Source organism: Isoptericola nanjingensis, from assembly GCF_050311635.1.
Classification (GTDB): Bacteria; Actinomycetota; Actinomycetes; order Actinomycetales; family Cellulomonadaceae; genus Isoptericola; species Isoptericola nanjingensis.
Genome location: NZ_JBNOZL010000009.1, coordinates 18,596 through 37,299 on the forward strand (window position 1 = coordinate 18,596; position 18,704 = coordinate 37,299).

Sequence of the window (18,704 nt, forward strand, 5' to 3'; positions counted from 1 at the left end):
CGAGGGGGGCTGGCCGTCTGCTCGACCGCGGTCAGTGTACGCAGCGCCGGGAGCGCTGCCGCACCGTCGTGCGGCAGCGCTCCCGTGACCAGCGGCGCAGTCCCCGCGCACCCGGCAAACTTCACCCGCTCGCCGTCTGGTTCAGGCGCGGTGCTCCCGGTAGTAGCGGATGAGCGCCTGCGTGGAGGAGTCCTGCGCGGCCAGGGCGGCGTCGTCGCCCGACACGGCGGGCGCGATCTCCAGCGCCAGCTTCTTGCCGAGCTCCACGCCCCACTGGTCGAAGCTGTCGATGCCCCACACCACGCCCTGCACGAAGGTGATGTGCTCGTACAGCGCGACGAGCTGACCGAGCACCGACGGCGTGAGCGCCGGCGCGACGATCGACGTCGTCGGCCGGTTCCCGGAGAAGACGCGGGCCGCGACGATCTCCTCGGGCGTGCCCTCGGCGCGCACCTCCTCCGCCGTCTTGCCGAAGGCGAGCGCCTTGGTCTGGGCGAAGAAGTTGGCGAGGAACAGCTCGTGCACGTCGGCGCCCGCGGCCACGGCCTTCCCGTCGCCCTCGTCGTCCTTGAGGGGGTACGCGGGGGTGGCGACGGCGATGAAGTCCGCCGGGATGAGGCGCGTGCCCTGATGGATGAGCTGGTAGAAGGCGTGCTGGCCGTTGGTGCCCGGCTCGCCCCAGAAGACCTCGCCGGTCTGGGTGGTGACGGGGGACCCGTCCCAGCGCACCGACTTGCCGTTGGACTCCATGGTGAGCTGCTGCAGGTACGCCGGGAAGCGGTGCAGCTGCTGCGCGTACGGCAGGACGGCGTGCGTGTGGGCGCCGAGGAAGTTGCCGTACCAGACGTTCAGCATGCCCATGAGGACGGGCACGTTCGCCTCGAAGGGCGTGCTGCGGAAGTGCTCGTCGACGGCGCGGAAGCCGGCCAGCAGGTCGCGGAAGACGTCGGGGCCGAACGCGATCGCCAGCGACGTGCCGATGGCGGAGTCCACCGAGTAGCGGCCGCCCACCCAGTCCCAGAAGCCGAACGCGTTGGCCGGGTCGATGCCGAAGTCGGCCACCTTGTCGAGGGCGGTCGAGACGGCCACGAAGTGCGCCTTGACGGCGGCCTGCTTCGCGTCCGGGTCGTCCTCGATGACGCCCGCCGCGATGAGGCTCTCCCACAGCCAGGCCCGGGCGAGCCGCGCGTTGGTGAGCGTCTCCAGGGTGCCGAAGGTCTTGGACGCCACGACGAACAGCGTGGTCTCCGGGTCGAGGTCCGCCGTCTTCTGCGCGACGTCGGTGGGGTCGATGTTCGAGACGAACCTGGCCTCGATGGCGTCCGTGCCGGTGCGGCCGTACGGCTTGAGCGCCTCGTAGACCATGACCGGCCCGAGGTCGGAGCCGCCGATGCCGATGTTGACCACCGTGCGCACCGGCTTGCCCGTGATGCCCGACCACGACCCGTCGCGGACCTGGTCGGCGAACGCGCTCAGCTTGTCGAGCTCGGTCTGGACGTCGGCGTCGACGTCCTGCCCGTCCACGACCAGCGGCGGCTGCGTGCCGGGTGCGCGGCGCAACGCCGTGTGCAGGACGGCGCGGTCCTCCGTGACGTTGATGTGCTCGCCGGTGAACATCGCCTCGATGCGCTCGGGCAGGTGCACCTCGTGCGCGAGGCGGACCAGCAGGTCCAGCGTCTCGTCCGTGGCGAGGTTCTTCGAGAGGTCCACGTGCAGGTCGCCCGCGACGTGGGTCATGCGCGCGGCGCGGCCGGGGTCGGCGGCGAACCAGCCGCGCAGGTCGCCCCGGAACTCCTGGTAGTGGGCGTACAGGTCGCCCCAGGAGGTCGTGGTGGTGGGATCGACGGGGGAGGAGGTCATGGGCCCCACGGTACTGACCGCCCCGCCCGGTTGCGCGGCCTGTTCACGCTGCCAGGATGACGACTGCCGGGGACGGACCCGGCCTGGCGCAACGGAGGCACGCATGGCGAATTTCACGGTCTGGAAGTTCGACGACCCGGGTGCGGCCGACCGCGCCTTCAAGGCCGTCAAGGGCGGCGAGGCGGACGGTCTGGTGAAGGTCGTCGACCACGCTGTGGTGAGCTGGCCGGAAGGCGCGAAGAAGCCCGACACGCACGGCTCGCACGACGACACCGCCAAGGCCTCGGGCTGGGGGGCCGTGTGGGGCCTGCTGCTCGGGGCGCTGTTCTTCCTGCCGGTCCTGGGGGCCGCCGCCGGGGCGGCGATCGCCGGCATCACCCGGTCGCTGTCCGACGTCGGGATCACCGCGAAGGACATCGAGCAGATGAAGAAGGAGATCGTGCCCGGCACGTCCGCCCTCTTCATCGTGACCGAGCCGATCGACCCCGACCGGCTGGGGGAGCGGCTGCACGGCGTCAACGCGACGCTGGTCAGCACCAACCTCACCGACGCGGAACGCCGGAACCTGCTGGAGGCGTTCGGGCAGTGACCCCGGGCGGCCCCGACGCCGCCCGCACGACGAGCCCGCCGCGCCTCTCGGGGCCGGCGGGCTCGCCCGTGCCGTCGGGGCCCCGCGTCAGGCGGGCTGCCAGCGGCCGCCCCACCGCCGGGTGAGCGTGCCGCCGAAGGTGTCGGCCAGCGCGTCGACGCGGTCGTGGACGGCGTCCGCCACGCGGTGCGCGGCGGCGTCGTCCTCCGCGGTGAAGCGGACCGTGAGACGTGCCCGGCCCCGCACGACGCCGACGTCGTACGCCTCGACGGTGACGAGCTCGCGCGCCGCGTCCGCCGCGGCGGGCAGCACGTCGGCGGGGTCCACCCCGGGCTGCAGCAGGCCGACGGCGAGGCTCACGCGGTAGGAGGGCACCCGACGATCCTGCCACCCTCACGGGACAGCGCCTCCGACCAGCACCGTCCCGTCACAGGTCGCCCCGGTCCCGGACACCTGCGCCCCCGTAGACTCGCCGCCGTGACTGCCGACCCCTCGACAGACCCCGTGCCCATGCTCTCCACCGGCCAGGACTTCGCCCCTCGGGGCGGCGTCGCCCTGGAGATCGCCGTGCAGGACGTCGCGGGCGCGCGCGACGCGGTGGCGGGCGGCGCGGACCGCCTCGAGCTGTGCGCCGCCCTCGCCGGCACGGGCGGGCTCACCCCGTCCCTCGGCATGGTCGCCGCCGTCGCCGACGCGCTGCGCGGCTCGGGCGTCGGCGTGCACGTGCTGGTACGCCCGCGGGCAGGGGGCTTCGTCTTCGCGGCCGACGAGGTCGACGTGCAGGTGCGCGACGTGCGCGCGGTGCTGGACGCCGGCGCGGACGGCGTCGTCGTCGGCGCCACGACCGCGGACGGCGCGGTCGACGCCGCGGCGCTCGCGGCGTTCGTGGACGCGGCCGGCGGCGCGGACGTCACGTTCCACCGCGCGATCGACCAGGTGCCAGGCCCGGTCGCCGTCCTCGACGTCCTCGCGCGCGCGGGCGTGCGCCGCGTCCTCACCTCCGGCGGCGCCCCGCGGGCCGGCGAGGCCCTCGATGTCCTGGCGGCGCTCGCGACGCGCGGCCGCGAGCTCGGCGTCGAGGTCATGGCCGGCGGCGGTGTCCGCCTGGACGACGTCCCCGCCCTCGTCGGCGCGGGCGTGCACGCCGTCCACCTCTCGGCCAAGCGCACCGTGGTCGCCGACGGCGGCCCCGGGGGCGGGGGCAGCAGCGGCTACGACGTCACCGACCCCGAGGTCGTGGCCGCGACCCGTGCCGCCCTCGACGCCGCGCTCGCGGCGACGCCCGACGCCGGGGCGGGCTCGTGACCGGCGTCGTGCACGCCGCCGCCGTCGCAGCCTCGGCGACGGACCCGTCCGCCGAGTACGACGGGTTCATCGGCTGGGTGCTGGGCCTCATGACCACGCTCGGCGAGATCGGCGTCGGCGCCGCCGTCCTCATCGAGACGTTCGTGCCGCCCATCCCGTCCGAGGCCGTGCTGCCGGCGGCCGGCTTCCTCGCCTACGACGGGCAGATGAACGCCTGGCTGGCGATCCTCGCCGCCACGGTCGGCGCCGTGCTCGGCGCCTGGGTCTGGTGGTACCTGGGCCGGTTGCTCGGGCGCGACCGCACCCGCGCGATCGTCGACGCCATCCCCCTGATGGACGGCTCCGACTTCGACAAGGCCGAGGCGTTCTTCGCGAAGTGGGGGCGCGTCGCGGTCCTCGTGGGGCGCTGCGTGCCGCTCGTGCGCAGCTTCATCTCGATCCCCGCGGGCATCGAGCGCATGCCGTTCTGGTCGTTCACGCTGTACACGGCCATCGGCTCCGGCGTGTGGAACGGCATCTGGGTGGGCCTCGGCTACGCCTTCGGCCCCGCCATCGAGCCGGTCCTGGCGCAGTGGAGCGGCATCATCTCGAACGCCGTGCTCGTCGTCATCGGGCTGCTCGTGCTGTGGTTCGTCGTGGTGCGGCTGCGGCAGCGCTATCTCGCCCGGCGCGGTCCGCGCGAGCCCGAGCGCCGGCACGGACGCGCCCGCTGACGGCGCCGAGGCAGGACGGGTACTACCTCGCGGGATCTCGTACTACCTCGGCAGTGCGGGTACTACCTCGCGGGATCTCGTACTACCTCGGCGGGGGCGCCGTGGAGGCACGGACGACGAGTGACGTGGGCAGGCGCAGGTGCCGCTCGCGGGCGGTGCCCTCGAGGAGGTCGAGCACCATGCGGAGCGCCTCGGCGCCCATGCGGTGCAGGGGCTGCGCGACGGTGGTGAGCGGGGGAGCGCTGCCCCAGGACTCGGGGATGTTGTCGAAGCCGACGACGGACAGGTCCTCGGGGACACGCAGGCCGAGCTCGGCGGCGACCTCCAGCACGTGGATGGCGGACAGGTCGTTCGCGGCGAACACCGCGGTGGGCCGGTCCGGCCGGTCGAGCAGGGTGCGCACGGGCGCGTCGGCGAGGTCCGGCCGGTAGCCGCCCACCTTGATGAGCAGGGGGTCGACGGCGATGCCGGCGCCCTCGAGCGCCTGCCGGTAGCCGAGCTCGCGCAGGCGGGCGGACTCGAGGTCGGCGCGGCCGCCCAGGTGCGCGATCCGCCGGTGGCCGAGGTCGATGAGGTGCTCGACGGCCTCGCGCGCGCCGGTCGTGTTGTCGGAGTCGACGGTGGGGGTGCCCTCGGGCCCGGTGTGCGGGTCGACGGCGACCACGGGCACGGGGGAGTCCGCCGACATCACCATGGTGGGCGTCACGACGATCGCCGCGTCGACCAGGGTGCCGGCCAGCCGCGACAGCGACCGTCGCTCCCAGCCCGTGCGCGCTCCGCCGTCGGTGCGGCCGGCGTAGGCGAGGAGCTCGTAGCCGGTGCCGTCGACGGCGGCCGAGATGCCCTTGAGCAGCTCGGTGGAGTACGGCTCGAACTCCGCGACGAGCACGCCGATGACGTTGGTGCTGGTGCGGCGCAGGCTGCGGGCCACCAGGGAGGACTCGTAGCCGAGCTCCTCGACGACGGCGAGCACCCGCTCGGACGTGCCGGCGGCCACGCCGTACCGGTTGTTGACGACCTTCGACACGGTGGCGACCGAGACGCCGGCGACGCGGGCGACGTCCGAGATGGTGACGCGCCCGGCGACGGGCGCGGAGGGACCCCTGGACGGGTCGGCGGCGGTGCTCACGAGTCGACAGTATGCGCCATGAGGGCGGCGGTCACGCGGCGTCGTCCGGCGTCGGGGGCGACGACGGGTGAGGTTTCGAAATCGTTATCGACAACGATTGACGGTCGCGCTGTCCGCCTGCCACTCTCGTGTCAGGCACAACACCTACCTCGCGGCAGCGTCGCTGCCGTGCCCGTCGACGAGGACAAGGGATCGATGATGACGAGGACGAGGTTCATGCGAGGCGCCACCGCGGTCGCGCTCGGGACCACCGTGGCGCTCCTGGGCGCCGCCTGCGCGGGCCAGGGCACCGGCTCGCAGGGCGACGACGACGGCAGCAGCGCCGACGCCAGCACCATCACGTGGTGGCACAACTCCAACACCGGTGAGGGCAAGGAGTACTACGACCAGGTCGCCGCCGACTTCGAGAAGGACCACCCCGGCACGACCGTCGAGGTCAGCGCCATGGCCCACGAGGACATGCTCACCAAGCTCGACGCCGCCTTCCAGGCGGGCGACGCGCCCGACGTGTTCATGGAGCGCGGCGGCGGCGAGCTCGCCGACCACGTCGAGGCCGGGCTGCTCAAGGACCTGTCGGAGCCGGCCGCCGACACGATCAGCACCATCGAGCCGTACATGTCCGGCTTCCAGGTGGACGGCGCGTCGTACGCGCTGCCGTTCTCCATGGGCGTCGTCGGCTTCTGGTACAACAAGTCGCTGTTCGAGAAGGCGGGGATCACCGAGACCCCGACCACGATGGACGAGCTGTACGCCGCGTTCGACAAGCTGCAGGCCGCGGGCATCACGCCGGCCTCGGTCGGTGCGGGCGACAAGTGGCCCGCCGCGCACTACTGGTACTACAACGTGATCCGCCAGTGCTCGGCCGACACCCTCGACACCGCGGTCACCTCGGTCGACTACTCCGACCCGTGCTTCGTCAAGGCGGGCGAGACGCTCGACGAGCTGCTCGCCACGGAGCCGTTCAACAAGGGCTTCCTCACCACCCCGGCCCAGACCGGCGCGACGTCGGCGTCCGGCCTGCTCGCCTCGGGCAAGGTCGCGATGGAGCTGGCCGGCCACTGGGAGCCCGGCGTCATGCAGGGGCTCACGGAGGACGGGTCCGGCCTCGGCGAGGACACGGGCTGGTTCCCCTACCCCTCGATCGACGGCCAGCAGGGCACCGACGGCGCCCAGATGGGCGGCGGCGACGCCTGGGCCGTGTCGAAGGACGCGCCCGACGTCGCGGTCGACTTCGCCCAGTACCTCCTGAGCGACGAGGTCCAGCAGGGCTTCGCCGAGCTCGACATGGGCCTGCCGACCAACCCGACGGCCTCGGAGAAGGTCTCCGACCCCGCCCTGGCGGAGCTGCTGGAGGTGCGTGACAGCGCCCCGGAGATCCAGCTCTACCTCGACACGCTGCTCGGCGCGTCCGTGGGTGGCGCGATGAACGACGCGATCGCCCTGCAGTTCGCCGGCAAGGCGACCCCGCAGGACGTCGTCGACGCGGTGCAGTCCGCCGCGGAAGCGGACCAGTGACCGCACGATGACGGACACCGCAGTCCGGTCCGCCGACCGTGCCCCGGCACGGTCGGCGGACCGCCGTCCGGAGCGCCGCGGCAGGTCCGCCGTGTGGCGCAAGCGGGCGGAGATCGCCCTGTTCGTGACGCCGGCGCTCGCGCTGCTCGTCGCGTTCGTCGTCGTCCCCGTGGCCACCGCCGTGCAGATGTCGCTGTACAGGTGGAAGGGCTTCGGGCCGATGGTCGACTTCGTCGGCCTGCGCAACTACGTGTCGGTGCTGACCAACGAGGTCTTCACGGTCGCCGTCGTGCACAACCTCGTCATCGTGGTGGGCTCGATCCTGCTGCAGCTCCCGCTCGGGCTCGCGATCGCGCTGCTGCTCAACCGCAAGATGTGGGGCCAGGGCCTGCTGCGCACGATCATCTTCGTGCCGTACGTGCTGGCGGAGGTCATCGCCGGCGTCGTGTGGTTCCAGCTGCTGCAGCCGGAGTACGGCGTCATCGACACGATGCTCGCCGCCGTCGGCCTGCACGGGCCGGAGCAGGGCTTCCTCGGCACGCCCGAGTACGCGCTGGGGACCGTGCTCGTGGTGCTCACCTGGAAGTACCTCGGCCTCGCCGTGATCCTGTTCCTCGCGGGGCTGCAGGGAGTGCCCGACGAGCTCTACGAGGCCGCCCAGCTCGACGGCGCCTCCTGGTGGCAGGTGCAGCGGCGCATCACCATCCCGCTGCTCGGCCCGACCATGCGGACCTGGGGCTTCCTGTCGATGATCGGCTCGCTCCAGCTCTTCGACATGGTGTGGATCCTCACCGGCGGCGGGCCCGCGAACGCCACGACGACCATGGCGACGTTCCTCGTCAACGAGGGCACCAAGCGGCAGAACTTCGGCATCGCCGGCGCCGCCTCGGTGGTGCTGTTCGTCATCGCGCTGGTGCTCGCGCTCGCGTACCAGAAGTTCATCCTGAGCCGCGACAGCAAGGAGGGCGGCCGATGAGCGCCGTGACGACCCCCGCCCGCACCTCCGGCCCTGCCCCCGCCCGCAGCGGCCGCAGGACGACCTTCTCCGGCGGGAACCCGCTGGTCTACGCGATCGCGCTGGTCGTGGTGGCGGTGACCCTCGGGCCGGTGCTGTACGGCGTGCTCGGTGGGTTCCGCACGAACGCCCAGCTCGCGGAGGACCCGGCCGGCCTGCCCAGTCCGTGGGTGTGGGACAACTACGCCGGCGTGCTCTCGGCCGGCTCGCCGTTCTGGGGCTACTTCCTCAACTCCATGATCATCGCCGTCGTCACGACCGCCGTCGTCGTGGTGTTCGGCATCATGGCCGCCTACCCCCTCGCGCGGTACCGCTTCAAGGGGCGCGAGGCGCTGTTCATGGTGTTCGTGATCGGGCTGCTGTTCCCCGCGACCGTGGCGATCATCCCGCTGTTCATCCTGATCACGCAGAACTACCACATGGGCAACACCTGGTGGGGGGTGGCGCTGCCGCAGGCGGCGTTCGCGCTGCCGATGACGGTCGTCATCCTGCGCCCGTTCCTCCAGGCGCTGCCCACCGAGCTCGAGGAGGCGGCGCAGCTCGACGGCGCCAGCCGCGTCGGGTTCTTCTGGCGGATCCTGCTGCCCCTGTCCGGGCCGGGGATGGTGACCGTCGGCGTGCTCGCGTTCGTCGGCTCCTGGAACGCCTACCTCCTGCCCCTGCTGCTGCTGCAGGGCGACATGCGGACGCTGCCCCTCGGCGTCGCCGACTTCTCCTCGGAGCACTCGGCCGACACCGCGGGCGTGTTCGCCTTCACGACGCTGGCGATGATCCCTGCGCTGGTGTTCTTCCTCGCGATGCAGAAGCGCATCGTGAACGGCCTGCAGGGAGCCGTGAAGGGATGACCCAAGGAGAGCACGTGACCCACCCTGTCCCCACGGCGCCGGAGCTGCCGGCGCTGCCCGTGGTGTCCGAGCGCGTGACCGCGCTGCACGCCCGCATGACCCTGGAGGAGAAGCTCGCGCAGCTGGTCGGCTACTGGCTCGACCAGGGCGGCGACGTCGTCGCCCCCATGCAGGGCGAGATGGCCGCCGGCGACGGCGGCCGCCTCGAGGAGGTCACCCGGCACGGCATCGGCCACTACACCCGGGTCTACGGCACGCGGCCGGTCGACCCGGCGGAGCGCGCCGCCTGGCTGTGGGCGGAGCAGCAGCGGCTCCGGCGCGAGACGCGGCTCGGCATCCCCGCCCTCGTGCACGAGGAGTGCCTCACGGGCCTGTCCGCGTGGAAGGCGGCGACGTTCCCCACGCCGCTCGCCTGGGGTGCGTCGTTCGACCCCGACCTCGTGGCCGAGATGGGCGACGTCATCGGGCGGTCCATGCGGGAGCTCGGCATCCACCAGGGCCTCGCACCCGTGCTCGACGTCGTGCGGGACCCCCGCTGGGGCCGCGTCGACGAGTGCATCGGCGAGGACCCGTACCTCGTCGGCACGGTCGGCACCGCGTACGTGCGGGGCCTGCAGGACGCCGGCGTGCACGCGACGCTCAAGCACTTCGTCGGGTACTCGGCGTCGCGCGCCGGGCGCAACCACGCGCCCGTCTCGGCGGGCCCGCGCGAGATGGCCGACGTCTTCCTCCCGCCGTTCGAGATGGCGGTGCGCGACGGCGGCGTGCGGTCGGTCATGGCGTCGTACGTCGACGTCGACGGCGTGCCGATGCACGCCAGCCCGGAGCACCTCACCGGGATCCTGCGCGACGAGTGGGGCTTCGACGGCACCGTCGTCGCGGACTACTTCGGCGTCGCGTTCCTCGAGGTGATGCACCGGGTGGCCGCCGACCGCGGCGAGGCGGCGGCGCAGGCGCTCGCGGCCGGCCTGGACGTCGAGCTGCCGTCGGGGGACGCGTACCTCGAGCCGCTCGCGGACGTCGTCCGTGCGGGTGGCCTGGACGAGCGGTACGTGGACCGCGCCGTGCTGCGCGCCCTCGCGCAGAAGGAGGAGCTCGGCCTGCTCGACGACGACGCCTTCGCCGGCGAGCCGCCCGCCGTGGTCGACCTGGACTCGCCCGCCCACCGCGACGTGGCGCGCCGCCTGGCCGAGGAGTCGCTCGTGCTCCTCGGCAACGACGGCGTGCTGCCGCTGACCGGGTGGAGCGCCGCACCGTCGCGCGTCGCCGTCGTCGGCCCCAACGCGCACCGCAGCGACGCGCTCATGGGCTGCTACTCGTTCGCCAACCACGTGCTGGCGCACCACCCCGAGGTGCCGAAGGGCTTCCACATCCCCACCGTGTTCGAGTCGCTCGGCGGCGCGTTCCGCACCGCGGGCCTGCCGCAGCCCGAGCTCGTGCACGCCGCGGGCTGCGACGTCGAGGGCGAGGACACGTCCGGCTTCGCCGAGGCGGTCGCCGCCGCGTCGTCGGCGGACGTCGCCGTCGTCGTCGTGGGGGACCACGCGGGCCTGTTCGGCCGCGGCACCGTGGGCGAGGGCAACGACGCGGAGTCGCTGGAGCTGCCCGGCGTGCAGCGCGGGCTCGTCGAGGCCGTGCTCGCCACCGGCACCCCCGTCGTCATGGTGGTGCTCAGCGGCCGGCCGTACGCGATCGACTGGGCGCTCGACGTCGCCGGGGACTCCGACGACCGGCGCCCGGGCGCGGTGCTCCAGGCGTTCTTCCCCGGCGAGGAGGGCGGCACGGCCGTCGCCGCGGCGATCGCCGGCGCGGTGAACCCGTCGGGCCGCCTGCCGGTGTCGCTGCCGCGGTCGGCCGGGGCGCAGCCGTACTCGTACCTGCACCCCGTGCTCGGCGGGCCGTCCGACGTGACGTCCACGGACTCGACGCCGCTGCGGCCGTTCGGCTTCGGCCTGTCGTACACGACGTTCGCGTACACCGACCTCGCCGTCGACGGCGAGGTCGCCGCGGGCGGCAGCTTCGCCGCCGCCGTCCGGGTGACCAACACCGGGACCGTCGCCGGGTCGGACGTCGTGCAGCTCTACGGGCGCGACGTCATCGGGTCGGTGACCCGGCCCGTCGCGCAGCTGCTCGGGTACCGCCGCGTCGCGCTCGAGCCGGGGGAGTCCGTCGTCGTGACGTTCGACGTGCCGACGACGCGGCTCGCGTTCGCCGACCGCCGCCTCGTGCGCGTCGTCGAGCCGGGCGACGTCGAGGTGTGGGTGGGGTCGCACGTGGCCGCCACGCCCGACGCCGAGGCCGAGGACGTCCAGCACGCCACGGGCGGCGCCATCACCAGCGCCCGCCGCTCGGAGAAGCGCGACCTGCCGGGGACGGCGACGCCGCGCGCGACGCTCGTCGTCACCGGCGACACCTACGAGGTGACCGTCGCCGACCCGCGGGTGGTGACGTCCACCGTCGCGTGACCGGCAGGGCCGGGCCCGGGGTGACCCCTCGGGCCCGGCCTGTGCCTGCTCGGTCAGAGGTGTTGCGCCCGCCCCGTTGACCGGACGGCTCCCCTGGCCCGATGTCAGGAGTCCGCCAGCCAGCCGCGCCGGGCCGCCTGCACGCCGGCCTGGAACCGGCTGCTCGCCCCGAGGCGCGCCAGCAGCGCCGTGATGCGGCGGCGGGCCGTGGCCACGTGCACGTCCAGCTGGCGCGCCACGGCCTCGTCCTTGAGGCCCGCCGCCAGCATCGTCAGGAGCTCGCGCTCCTCGGTGGTGAGCGCGCCGTCCGGGTGCGGGGCGTCGCCCGGCGGTGCCACGACCGGCACCGCGTCCTCCCACAGGGCCTCGAAGAGCGGCACGAGGACGTGCGCGAGCACGCCGCCGCGCAGCACCAGGGCCGTGGTGGCGGCGTCGGCGGACGACGACGGCGGCAGCAGCGCGGTCTCGCGGTCCACGACCAGGAGCTTCGTAGGCAGCGTCGCGCGCACGCGGACGGTCATCCCTGCGCCCCCGAGCTCGAGGATCCCCTCGGCCCGCCCGGGCGTGTCGAGCCCGTCCTGGGAGACGATGCGCCGCGAGACGACGCCGCGGGCGAGCGCCTGGTCGACGTCGTCGTCCGCGCCGACGCTGAAGTGCGCGGACGAGGCGTCCGAGCGACCGGTCCCGATCTGCACGTACGGCGGCGTGTCCAGCACGAGCACCTCGTGCCGCGCGGACATCACGAGGTGGGTCGTGAGACGCGCGATCTCTGGCGTGCCGACCACGAGGCTGGCGTCGCCGACGGGCAGGCGCGCGTCGGAGGGCCACAGCCCGTCGGCCAGGCCGTCGACCATCGCGTCCACCGTGCGCAGCTCGGCCTCCTGCTCCGCGAGCTCGGCCATCCGCCGCGTGACGACGGTCCGCAGGGCCGCGCGCGGGGCCACCGCCCCGAACGCCGTGAGGAAGCCGTCCGCGGCGAGCCGCGCCAGCCCGCGCTCCGTCCGGTCGAGGTCGAGACCCGACAGCGCGGCCAGCTCGCCCGACGCCGTCGCGCCGGTGCGTAGGGCCGCGCGGTACAGCCGCAGCATGTCGTCGTCCAGCCCGAGCCGGGACAGCTCGGGCTGGTCGGACCCGAGGTCGACGGGGGCGGTCCCGTCCTCGGTCGGCGGGCGGTCGGGCTCGGCGGTGGGCACGCCCGGAGTGTGCGGTCTGGCGACAGGGGAGACAAGCCGACACGTCGTCCCGCGCACGACCGCGGCCGGGCGCCCCCGTGGGGCACCCGGCCGCGGCCTGTCAGGAACGACAGGTCAGCACCTGCCGACCGGGCGGTCCCGCTTGACCAGGTTGGTGTGGCTGGTGGTGCCGTCCAACCACAGCACGCGGGAGCCCTCGTCGGCGGCGGCGAACATCTGCTCGCCGCGGCTGCAGGACATCCGCTGCGTGCCCTTCGTGCCGTCGGCGCCGACCTGGAAGAGCTTCGGCAGCGTCGCGTTGGCCCACGTCGTCGCCGGCGGGATCGACGTGATCGTCACCGCGGTGCCGGACGCCGTCAGCGTGTAGGGGTAGAGCGTGCTGGTGGGCGCCTCCGGGGCCAGCGTCACCGGCGTGGAGCCGTCGAAGGACGCCTTGCGCACCGCGGCCTGGCCAGCGTCGGTGATGTCCGTGTCCTCGATCCAGACGACGCCGTCGTCGGTGACAGCGGTCTGCCCGATGCCCATCACCGTGGCGTTGTCCATCGGCATGAGGGTCTTGGTGCCGGCGACGGTGTCGAAGACCTCGACGCCGAGCCGCGGGCCGTCCGCCGTGTACCAGAGCTTCGCGTAGGCGATCTTGCCGTCCTTGACCGAGGGCAGCGCCGTGGACACCGCGGGGGTGCCGGGGTCGACCAGGCCGGACGCGCCGGTCTTCAGGTTCACCCACCCGACGTGCTGGGTGCCGGTGGTGTAGTCGGTCACGGTCCGGACCGCGAGGTCGCCGTCGACGGCCAGGGACCCGACGGGCCCGTTGTGGCTGAAGACGACCCGCTTCGGCAGGCCACCGGCTACGGCACGCGACCAGATGTCGATCGAGCTGCCGGTGTACTCGGCCCAGACGACGGTGGTGCCGTCGGTGTCGGCGTACACGTTGAAGCTGCCGTTGTTGCCGCTCACGAGCTCCGGCCGGCCCTTGCCGTCGGTCCTGCCCACCCACACCGAGTACGGCATCGAGCCGTCCTCGTTGCTCCGCGAGACGGCGTACCTGCCGCCGCCGGCGCCGACCCCGGTGTCGCCGACGTTGACGTCCGCGATCAGGAGGTCGCTGTCGACGCCGAGCGTCTTCTCCCAGCCGGCCACGATGCCGTGCGCGTCGAAGGCACCGTTGACGATCTTCAGCTGCGCCTTGGTGGCGCCCAGCTCCTTCGCGGCGGCGACGACGGCCGCGCGACCGTCGAGGAAGTCGTCGAGCGGGGTCATGTACGCGGACAGCGCACGGTAGACGATCTGGTCGGCGAGCTCGGAGCCGAGCCGTTCCCGGACGTCCCACAGGGAGCCCGAGAAGATCGTGGAGTTGAGGTGCACGCCGCCGTTGTCGCCGCTGATGCCGGCGCCGACGAAGTCGGCGAAGGTGGTGGCGCCGTCGTTCAGGTCGCGCAGCGCGCAGTCCCTCGGGGCGGCGGTCGTGCACAGGTCCTCGCCGAGGAGCGCGGCGTCCGGGTCGTCCATCGAGACGCCGCCCGCCTCGAGGTCGATCGCGTTGCCGAAGTAGTCGGCGACGGCCTCGTTCATCGCCCCGGACTGGCCCACGTACACGAGGTTCGCGGTGTGCTCGACGACCCCGTGGGTCATCTCGTGGCCGACGACGTCGGTGTCCGCCGAGAAGGTGCGGAAGTCGCCGCCGCCCTGGCCGTAGACCATCTTCTGGCCGTCCCAGAAGGCGTTGTTGTAGGGGCCGCCGTTCGAGGTGACGCCCACGATCGAGTTGATGAAACCGTCCCGCCCGTCGAGCCCGGCCCGGCCGAAGGTGTCCTTGTAGTAGTCGTAGACCTGGCCGGCCGCCCAGTGCGCGTCGACCATGCCGGAGTCGGTGAACTCCTGGCCGAGGTCTGCGGTGGCGCTCTCGCCGATCGTCGCCTGGCTGGGCCAGACGCCGGAGGCGTAGGCGGCCTCGGCGCCGTGGGCGTCGTAGGTCTTGATCAGCGGGCCCTCGAACGGCTTGTCCTCGGCCCGGCGGGTGTAGTCGAGCATCTGGAAGGGCTTGTCCGCGCCGGCCTGGTAGAGGCCGAGGTCGACCGTCTCGCCGTCGTAGCGGACGCCGGTCCCCACGACGGAGCCCGGCGTGGAGCTCAAGGCCGCCTCCGGGGCCTCGGCGGTCGAGGCGGACCCGGCCGCCGCGGCGGCGGGGTCGCCGTCCGGCGCACCGAAGGTCTTGATCGCGCTGTACTGCAGCACCGGGAAGCCGCCGGCGCCGTCCACGTACACCTCCTGCCTGACCGGCATCCCGTCGGCGTCCACGCCGGTGACGGTGATGTGGCGGGTCAGCACGCCGTCCCCCTGCGGGAGGATGGCCACGCCCTGCGACTCGCCGCTGAACGACGTGAGGGTCTCGGGCGTGTCCTTGCGGAGCATCCCCCCGGGGGTGCCGGCGACGGCGGCGACCGCGCGCTGGACCGCGACCTTCTCCGAGACGGCCGGGGTCACGGTGTCCAGCTCCAGGTCGGTGTAGTACTTCCCCGACGTGCCGGTGACCGTGCGCCGGCCGCCGGACTTCTCCATCCGGACCACGTACTCGCCGCCGAGGACGTCGACGCCCTGGTACTGCTGCTGCAGGCGGACGACCTCCTGGCCGTCGGCGCTCTCGGTGCCGGCGGCCTTCAGGGTGGTGGCCGGGTCGGCGATGTGGAAGCGGGCCTTGCGGGACTTGAGGTAGCCACGTGCGGCCGTGGCGGGGGTGGCCGACGCGTCGGCCTTCTCTTCCAGCCCGGTGACCAGCGCGGGCGTGTCCGTCGTGGTCTCGCCGCCCGGGGTCGGCGTGGTCGCGGTCGCCGCCGGAGACTGCTGCGCGGTGCCGGCCGTCTGCGCCGACGCGACGGAGGGCATCCCCGTCATGACGAGGCCGGCGACGACGAGCGCCGTGAGGCCGTAGCCGGAGGCCCGCCGGCATCTCTGCCCGGTCCTCGGCGTGTCCGTCCCTGCCCGTGCCCTGTGCTCGTGCGCTGAGGTCGCCATCGGCGTCTCCTTCGTCCCAGGTGAACCAGCTCGACGGGTTCAGGGAACGTGCGGACCGGTATCACGGTCAACGATCTGCCGTGCCGACTAGTCGGCGTGCACAGATGTGAACGGGGGAGGCGAGCCTTCCGTGCGTGGCCGGGCACCCGCCAGGATGGGGCATGGCCAGCGTGCTGCACGTCGTCCGGTCCGTCGTCGCGCCGATCACCCGGACGCGCGCGTTCCGGGCCGTCGCCCCCGCCGCCCTGCCGCCCGTGGAGCGCGCACTGGCGCGGCTCACGCGCGGGCGGTTCCAGCTCTCCGCCGTGCTGGTGCCCTCGCTGGTGCTGCACACCGTCGGGGCCCGGTCGGGCGAGCCGCGCGACACGTACCTCATGTACACACCGGTGGGCCGGGGGAGGCTGGTGGTCGCCGGCACGTCGTTCGCGCGCGACCGGCACCCTGCGTGGACGTACAACCTGCTCGCGCACCCGGACGCCGCCGTCAGCGTCCGCGGCCGGCGCTTCGACGTCCGCGCGACGCCTGTCACCGACGACGGCGACCGGGACGCGCTGTGGGCGCGCATCGAGGCGCAGTGGCCGGGGTACCGCGCCTACGAGCGGGAGTCCGGGCGGGTGGTGCGGCTGTTCGTGCTCGAGCGGGCGGACGCGGGCGACCGCTGATTCGTCCATGTCGTCCGCCGGATCGGACATTCCCCGCCCCTGCGCGGGGTCCCTACCGTGATCGTCAGGCCGCTCGAGGACGAGGGGGCGACGCCACGGCGGCGCCGCGGTCCTCGTGCCTCGGTCGCATCGCACGACTGACCAGCACGACACCCGATCACCGGAAGGCCGCGCCGTGCCCCACCACGCGTCGAAGGTGCCCTCGCACCTCCCCACCCGCCTGGCGATCAGCCTGTGGGACTTCACCTGGTACACCCAGACCACCCCGGGTGAGGCGTTCGCCGACCTCGACGCCGCGTTCGGGCAGGCCGTCGAGCGGGGCTACAACACCGTGCGCATCTGCGCGATGCCGTTCCTCCTCTTCGGCGAGCACCGCATCGACACCTCCGCGCTGCGCCTCACGAGCATGGGCGGCGACGTCGGGGTCCGGACGCGGTGGTACGACGCCGCCGGCGGGGCCGTCCTGGACGGGCGGGCCCGTCTCCTGGAGCTCTTCCGGGCGGCGGAGCGCCACGGCTGCTACGTCATCCTGTCGTCCTGGGAGTACCAGCAGAGCCCGGCATTCCTCGAGGGGCCGGAGTGGTACGAGGCCCTCATGGCGGTGGATCCCGACGACCGTCACCGCGTCATGGCCGACGCCATGTCCGACCTCGTGCAGTTCCTCAAGGACCACGGCCTGGCCGAGCGCATCGCCTACGCGGAGCTGCACAACGAGGTCGACCTGAGCCGCCTCTCCCTGGCGGGCGGTGGCGGCCCGTCCGACGTCTACTGGCCGCAGCGCCCGTTCGTGGAGTCTGCGGTCACCCGCATGCAGCAGCGCCACCCCGACATCCTGGCCACGAGCTGCTACGGCATCCCGCCGCACCTCGACATCGCCGCCGTCCCCGACAACGGCGAGGTCGCCCACTTCCACGTCTACGTCTACGGCGTGCTCGGCGCGCTCGAGAAGTGGGCGGGGGTGCGCTCGACGGAGGGCTTCCCCTCCCCGGAGCTGCGGTCCCTGCTGCGCGACGACGCCCCCGACGTGGCGTCGTACGAGGGCACGGTCGACCCCTGGCGTCTGTCCGCCACCGGCGTCTCCGCGAGCATGTTCTACAGCCACGACTGGATGGACACCGCACGCTGGGACCGGTGGCTGTACGAGAACTACGGTCAGTGGCGCGAGGCCATGAGCACCGCGGTCGACGAGCGGCTCGACGTGCTGGCGCGCCACGCGCAGCGCACGAGCACCCCTCTCGTGATCGGCGAGGGCTGGGTCGGTTACACCCCGCTGCTCGCCGAGTTCGAGGACGGCCCCGTCGGGCAGGGTATCGCCGAACGAGCGATCACCCGGTGCATCGAGCTCGGCGCCTGGGGCGCCGTCCTCGGCTCCAACTCGGCGCCCCACCACCCCGGCTGGGACAACGTCGAGTGGCAGCGACGCTGGAACCGCCGCCTGATCCAGGGGGACGCCTCCGCCTGAGGGGCGCTCGACCCTGCCGCGCCGGGGCCTCGGCCCTCCCGCCTAGCGGCCCCGGGCGCGATAGGTGGTCGGTGACGACCCGTGCACGCGGGTGAACTGACGCGAGAAGTACAGGGCGTCGTCGTACCCGCTGGCCTGCGCGACGGCTGTGACCGGGAGGTCCGTGCTGTCGAGGAGTTCTCGCGCCCGGGCCATCCGCAGCCCGGTCTGATAGCGCAGCGGCGAGGTGCCGACCTGTGCCCGGAACAGGCTGCCGAGCTGCGACGGGCTCAGCCCGACCATGGCCGCCAGCGACTCCACCGACGTCCGGCGCGGGGCGGTCGACCGCAGGTGCTCGACGGCGCGCTCCACGGGGTCCGGTGCGGGGCCGGGGGAGCGGCGCCCCGTGGCCACGACCTGCGCGAGGGCGTGCCAGGCGGCACCGCCGGCGCGCACCAGCCCGCCCGCCGTGCCGTCGTCGAGGGCGTCGATGGCCTGCGAGACGAGGCTCGCCACGGACGCCGGTTCGCGGAGGTGCGAGACCGGGCCCCCGGCGGCGTCGCGGGCGGCGCCGACGAGTTCGTCCGCGTCCCGCCCGGTCACGTGCAGCCACCAGAGCGTCCAGGGGTCGTCGTCCGCGGCGGCGTACTCGTGGGCCGCGCCGGCGGGCAGCAGGACGACGTCCCCCGGCCGGACGGCCGTCCGCCCGTCCGGCGTGCGGCACCACCCGGACCCGTCGGTGCAGACCAGCAGGACGTGCTGCCGCGCGCCCTCGGGCCGCGCGCGCCCGTGCCGAGCGGCGTGGGGGAAGAAGCCCGCGTCGGTGACGAGGAGGCGTCCGGTCACGGGGCGCGCGAGCGCCGCGCGCACCGTGGGCCGCGGTACGACGACCATGCGCTGACCCGCGAAGCCGTCCCGGAGCGCCGCAGCGGCGTCGACCGTCGTTTCGTCCATGTGCGC

15 protein-coding genes are annotated in these 18,704 nt (G+C 73.6%); 9 read left to right on the forward strand and 6 right to left on the reverse strand.

Features of this window, described 5'->3' with window-relative positions; genetic code table 11:
- Nucleotides 1–141 precede the first annotated feature (141 nt).
- A complete protein-coding gene (gene pgi, locus ACQP6G_RS17980; protein ID WP_429766329.1) occupies nucleotides 142–1,860 on the reverse strand; it encodes a glucose-6-phosphate isomerase in 1,719 nt (572 codons plus the stop codon).
- Between the two features lie 103 nt (nucleotides 1,861–1,963).
- Between pgi and ACQP6G_RS17985 the strand changes: the two genes are divergently transcribed.
- Nucleotides 1,964–2,449 carry a DUF1269 domain-containing protein gene (locus ACQP6G_RS17985; RefSeq protein WP_429766330.1) on the forward strand — a complete coding sequence of 162 codons (486 nt, stop codon included), beginning with the start codon at nucleotides 1,964–1,966 and terminating at the stop codon, nucleotides 2,447–2,449.
- Nucleotides 2,450–2,536: 87 nt separating this feature from the next.
- Here the strand turns inward: ACQP6G_RS17985 and ACQP6G_RS17990 are convergent, their stop codons facing one another.
- Entirely contained in the window at nucleotides 2,537–2,824 is a 288-nt protein-coding gene (locus ACQP6G_RS17990; protein ID WP_429766331.1) for a hypothetical protein, read from the reverse strand.
- Nucleotides 2,825–2,959: 135 nt separating this feature from the next.
- On the opposite strand from ACQP6G_RS17990, the gene ACQP6G_RS17995 reads away from it, so the two are divergent.
- Both ACQP6G_RS17995 and ACQP6G_RS18000 read left to right on the forward strand, forming a co-directional pair.
- Nucleotides 2,960–3,754: a copper homeostasis protein CutC gene (locus ACQP6G_RS17995; RefSeq protein WP_429766815.1), complete on the forward strand. Its 795-nt coding sequence runs from the start codon at nucleotides 2,960–2,962 to the stop codon at nucleotides 3,752–3,754.
- The gene (locus ACQP6G_RS18000) at nucleotides 3,751–4,467 is read left to right on the forward strand and encodes a DedA family protein (protein WP_429766333.1); all 717 of its coding nucleotides are present in this window, start codon (nucleotides 3,751–3,753) and stop codon (nucleotides 4,465–4,467) included. The genes ACQP6G_RS17995 and ACQP6G_RS18000 overlap by 4 nt, the downstream gene beginning before the upstream one ends.
- A gap of 82 nt (nucleotides 4,468–4,549) precedes the next feature.
- Here the strand turns inward: ACQP6G_RS18000 and ACQP6G_RS18005 are convergent, their stop codons facing one another.
- Complete coding sequence (locus ACQP6G_RS18005) at nucleotides 4,550–5,596, reverse strand: LacI family DNA-binding transcriptional regulator (RefSeq protein ID WP_429766335.1); 1,047 nt, start codon at nucleotides 5,594–5,596, stop codon at nucleotides 4,550–4,552.
- Nucleotides 5,597–5,812: 216 nt separating this feature from the next.
- On the opposite strand from ACQP6G_RS18005, the gene ACQP6G_RS18010 reads away from it, so the two are divergent.
- The 4 genes from ACQP6G_RS18010 to ACQP6G_RS18025 are packed head-to-tail and all read left to right on the forward strand — an operon-like array spanning nucleotide 5,813 to nucleotide 11,436.
- Nucleotides 5,813–7,111: an ABC transporter substrate-binding protein gene (locus ACQP6G_RS18010; RefSeq protein WP_429766336.1), complete on the forward strand. Its 1,299-nt coding sequence runs from the start codon at nucleotides 5,813–5,815 to the stop codon at nucleotides 7,109–7,111.
- A gap of 7 nt (nucleotides 7,112–7,118) precedes the next feature.
- Entirely contained in the window at nucleotides 7,119–8,087 is a 969-nt protein-coding gene (locus ACQP6G_RS18015) for a carbohydrate ABC transporter permease (RefSeq protein WP_429766337.1), read from the forward strand.
- Entirely contained in the window at nucleotides 8,084–8,971 is an 888-nt protein-coding gene (locus ACQP6G_RS18020) for a carbohydrate ABC transporter permease (RefSeq protein ID WP_429766338.1), read from the forward strand. Before ACQP6G_RS18015 ends, ACQP6G_RS18020 begins: the two co-directional genes overlap by 4 nt.
- 14 nt (nucleotides 8,972–8,985) lie before the next feature.
- A complete protein-coding gene (locus ACQP6G_RS18025; RefSeq protein ID WP_460624632.1) occupies nucleotides 8,986–11,436 on the forward strand; it encodes a beta-xylosidase/alpha-l-arabinosidase in 2,451 nt (816 codons plus the stop codon).
- A 104-nt stretch (nucleotides 11,437–11,540) separates the two neighbouring features.
- Here the strand turns inward: ACQP6G_RS18025 and ACQP6G_RS18030 are convergent, their stop codons facing one another.
- Together ACQP6G_RS18030 and ACQP6G_RS18035 are read right to left on the reverse strand one after the other, a co-directional pair.
- Nucleotides 11,541–12,629, reverse strand: a complete 1,089-nt coding sequence (locus ACQP6G_RS18030) for a LuxR C-terminal-related transcriptional regulator (RefSeq protein WP_429766340.1) — start codon at nucleotides 12,627–12,629, stop codon at nucleotides 11,541–11,543.
- 114 nt (nucleotides 12,630–12,743) lie between these two features.
- Nucleotides 12,744–15,641, reverse strand: a complete 2,898-nt coding sequence (locus tag ACQP6G_RS18035) for a M4 family metallopeptidase (protein ID WP_429766341.1) — start codon at nucleotides 15,639–15,641, stop codon at nucleotides 12,744–12,746.
- Nucleotides 15,642–15,802: 161 nt separating this feature from the next.
- Between ACQP6G_RS18035 and ACQP6G_RS18040 the strand changes: the two genes are divergently transcribed.
- Complete coding sequence (locus ACQP6G_RS18040; RefSeq protein WP_429766342.1) at nucleotides 15,803–16,303, forward strand: nitroreductase family deazaflavin-dependent oxidoreductase; 501 nt, start codon at nucleotides 15,803–15,805, stop codon at nucleotides 16,301–16,303.
- Nucleotides 16,304–16,478: 175 nt separating this feature from the next.
- Nucleotides 16,479–17,765: a cellulase-like family protein gene (locus ACQP6G_RS18045; RefSeq protein WP_429766343.1), complete on the forward strand. Its 1,287-nt coding sequence runs from the start codon at nucleotides 16,479–16,481 to the stop codon at nucleotides 17,763–17,765.
- Between the two features lie 42 nt (nucleotides 17,766–17,807).
- Here ACQP6G_RS18045 and ACQP6G_RS18050 read toward each other — a convergent pair whose 3' ends face one another.
- Nucleotides 17,808–18,698, reverse strand: coding sequence for an AraC family transcriptional regulator (locus ACQP6G_RS18050; protein WP_429766345.1), 891 nt, complete (start codon nucleotides 18,696–18,698; stop codon nucleotides 17,808–17,810).
- Nucleotides 18,699–18,704 lie beyond the last annotated feature (6 nt).

Coding starts and splice junctions, on each gene's coding strand:
- pgi (WP_429766329.1), bottom strand. CDS start 1,860: ATGACCTCCTCCCCCGTCGATCCCACCACCACGACCTCCTGGGGCGAC.
- ACQP6G_RS17985 (WP_429766330.1), top strand. CDS start 1,964: ATGGCGAATTTCACGGTCTGGAAGTTCGACGACCCGGGTGCGGCCGAC.
- ACQP6G_RS17995 (WP_429766815.1), top strand. CDS start 2,960: ATGCTCTCCACCGGCCAGGACTTCGCCCCTCGGGGCGGCGTCGCCCTG.
- ACQP6G_RS18010 (WP_429766336.1), top strand. CDS start 5,813: ATGCGAGGCGCCACCGCGGTCGCGCTCGGGACCACCGTGGCGCTCCTG.
- ACQP6G_RS18015 (WP_429766337.1), top strand. CDS start 7,119: ATGACGGACACCGCAGTCCGGTCCGCCGACCGTGCCCCGGCACGGTCG.
- ACQP6G_RS18020 (WP_429766338.1), top strand. CDS start 8,084: ATGAGCGCCGTGACGACCCCCGCCCGCACCTCCGGCCCTGCCCCCGCC.
- ACQP6G_RS18035 (WP_429766341.1), bottom strand. CDS start 15,641: ATGGCGACCTCAGCGCACGAGCACAGGGCACGGGCAGGGACGGACACG.
- ACQP6G_RS18040 (WP_429766342.1), top strand. CDS start 15,803: ATGGCCAGCGTGCTGCACGTCGTCCGGTCCGTCGTCGCGCCGATCACC.
- ACQP6G_RS18050 (WP_429766345.1), bottom strand. CDS start 18,698: ATGGACGAAACGACGGTCGACGCCGCTGCGGCGCTCCGGGACGGCTTC.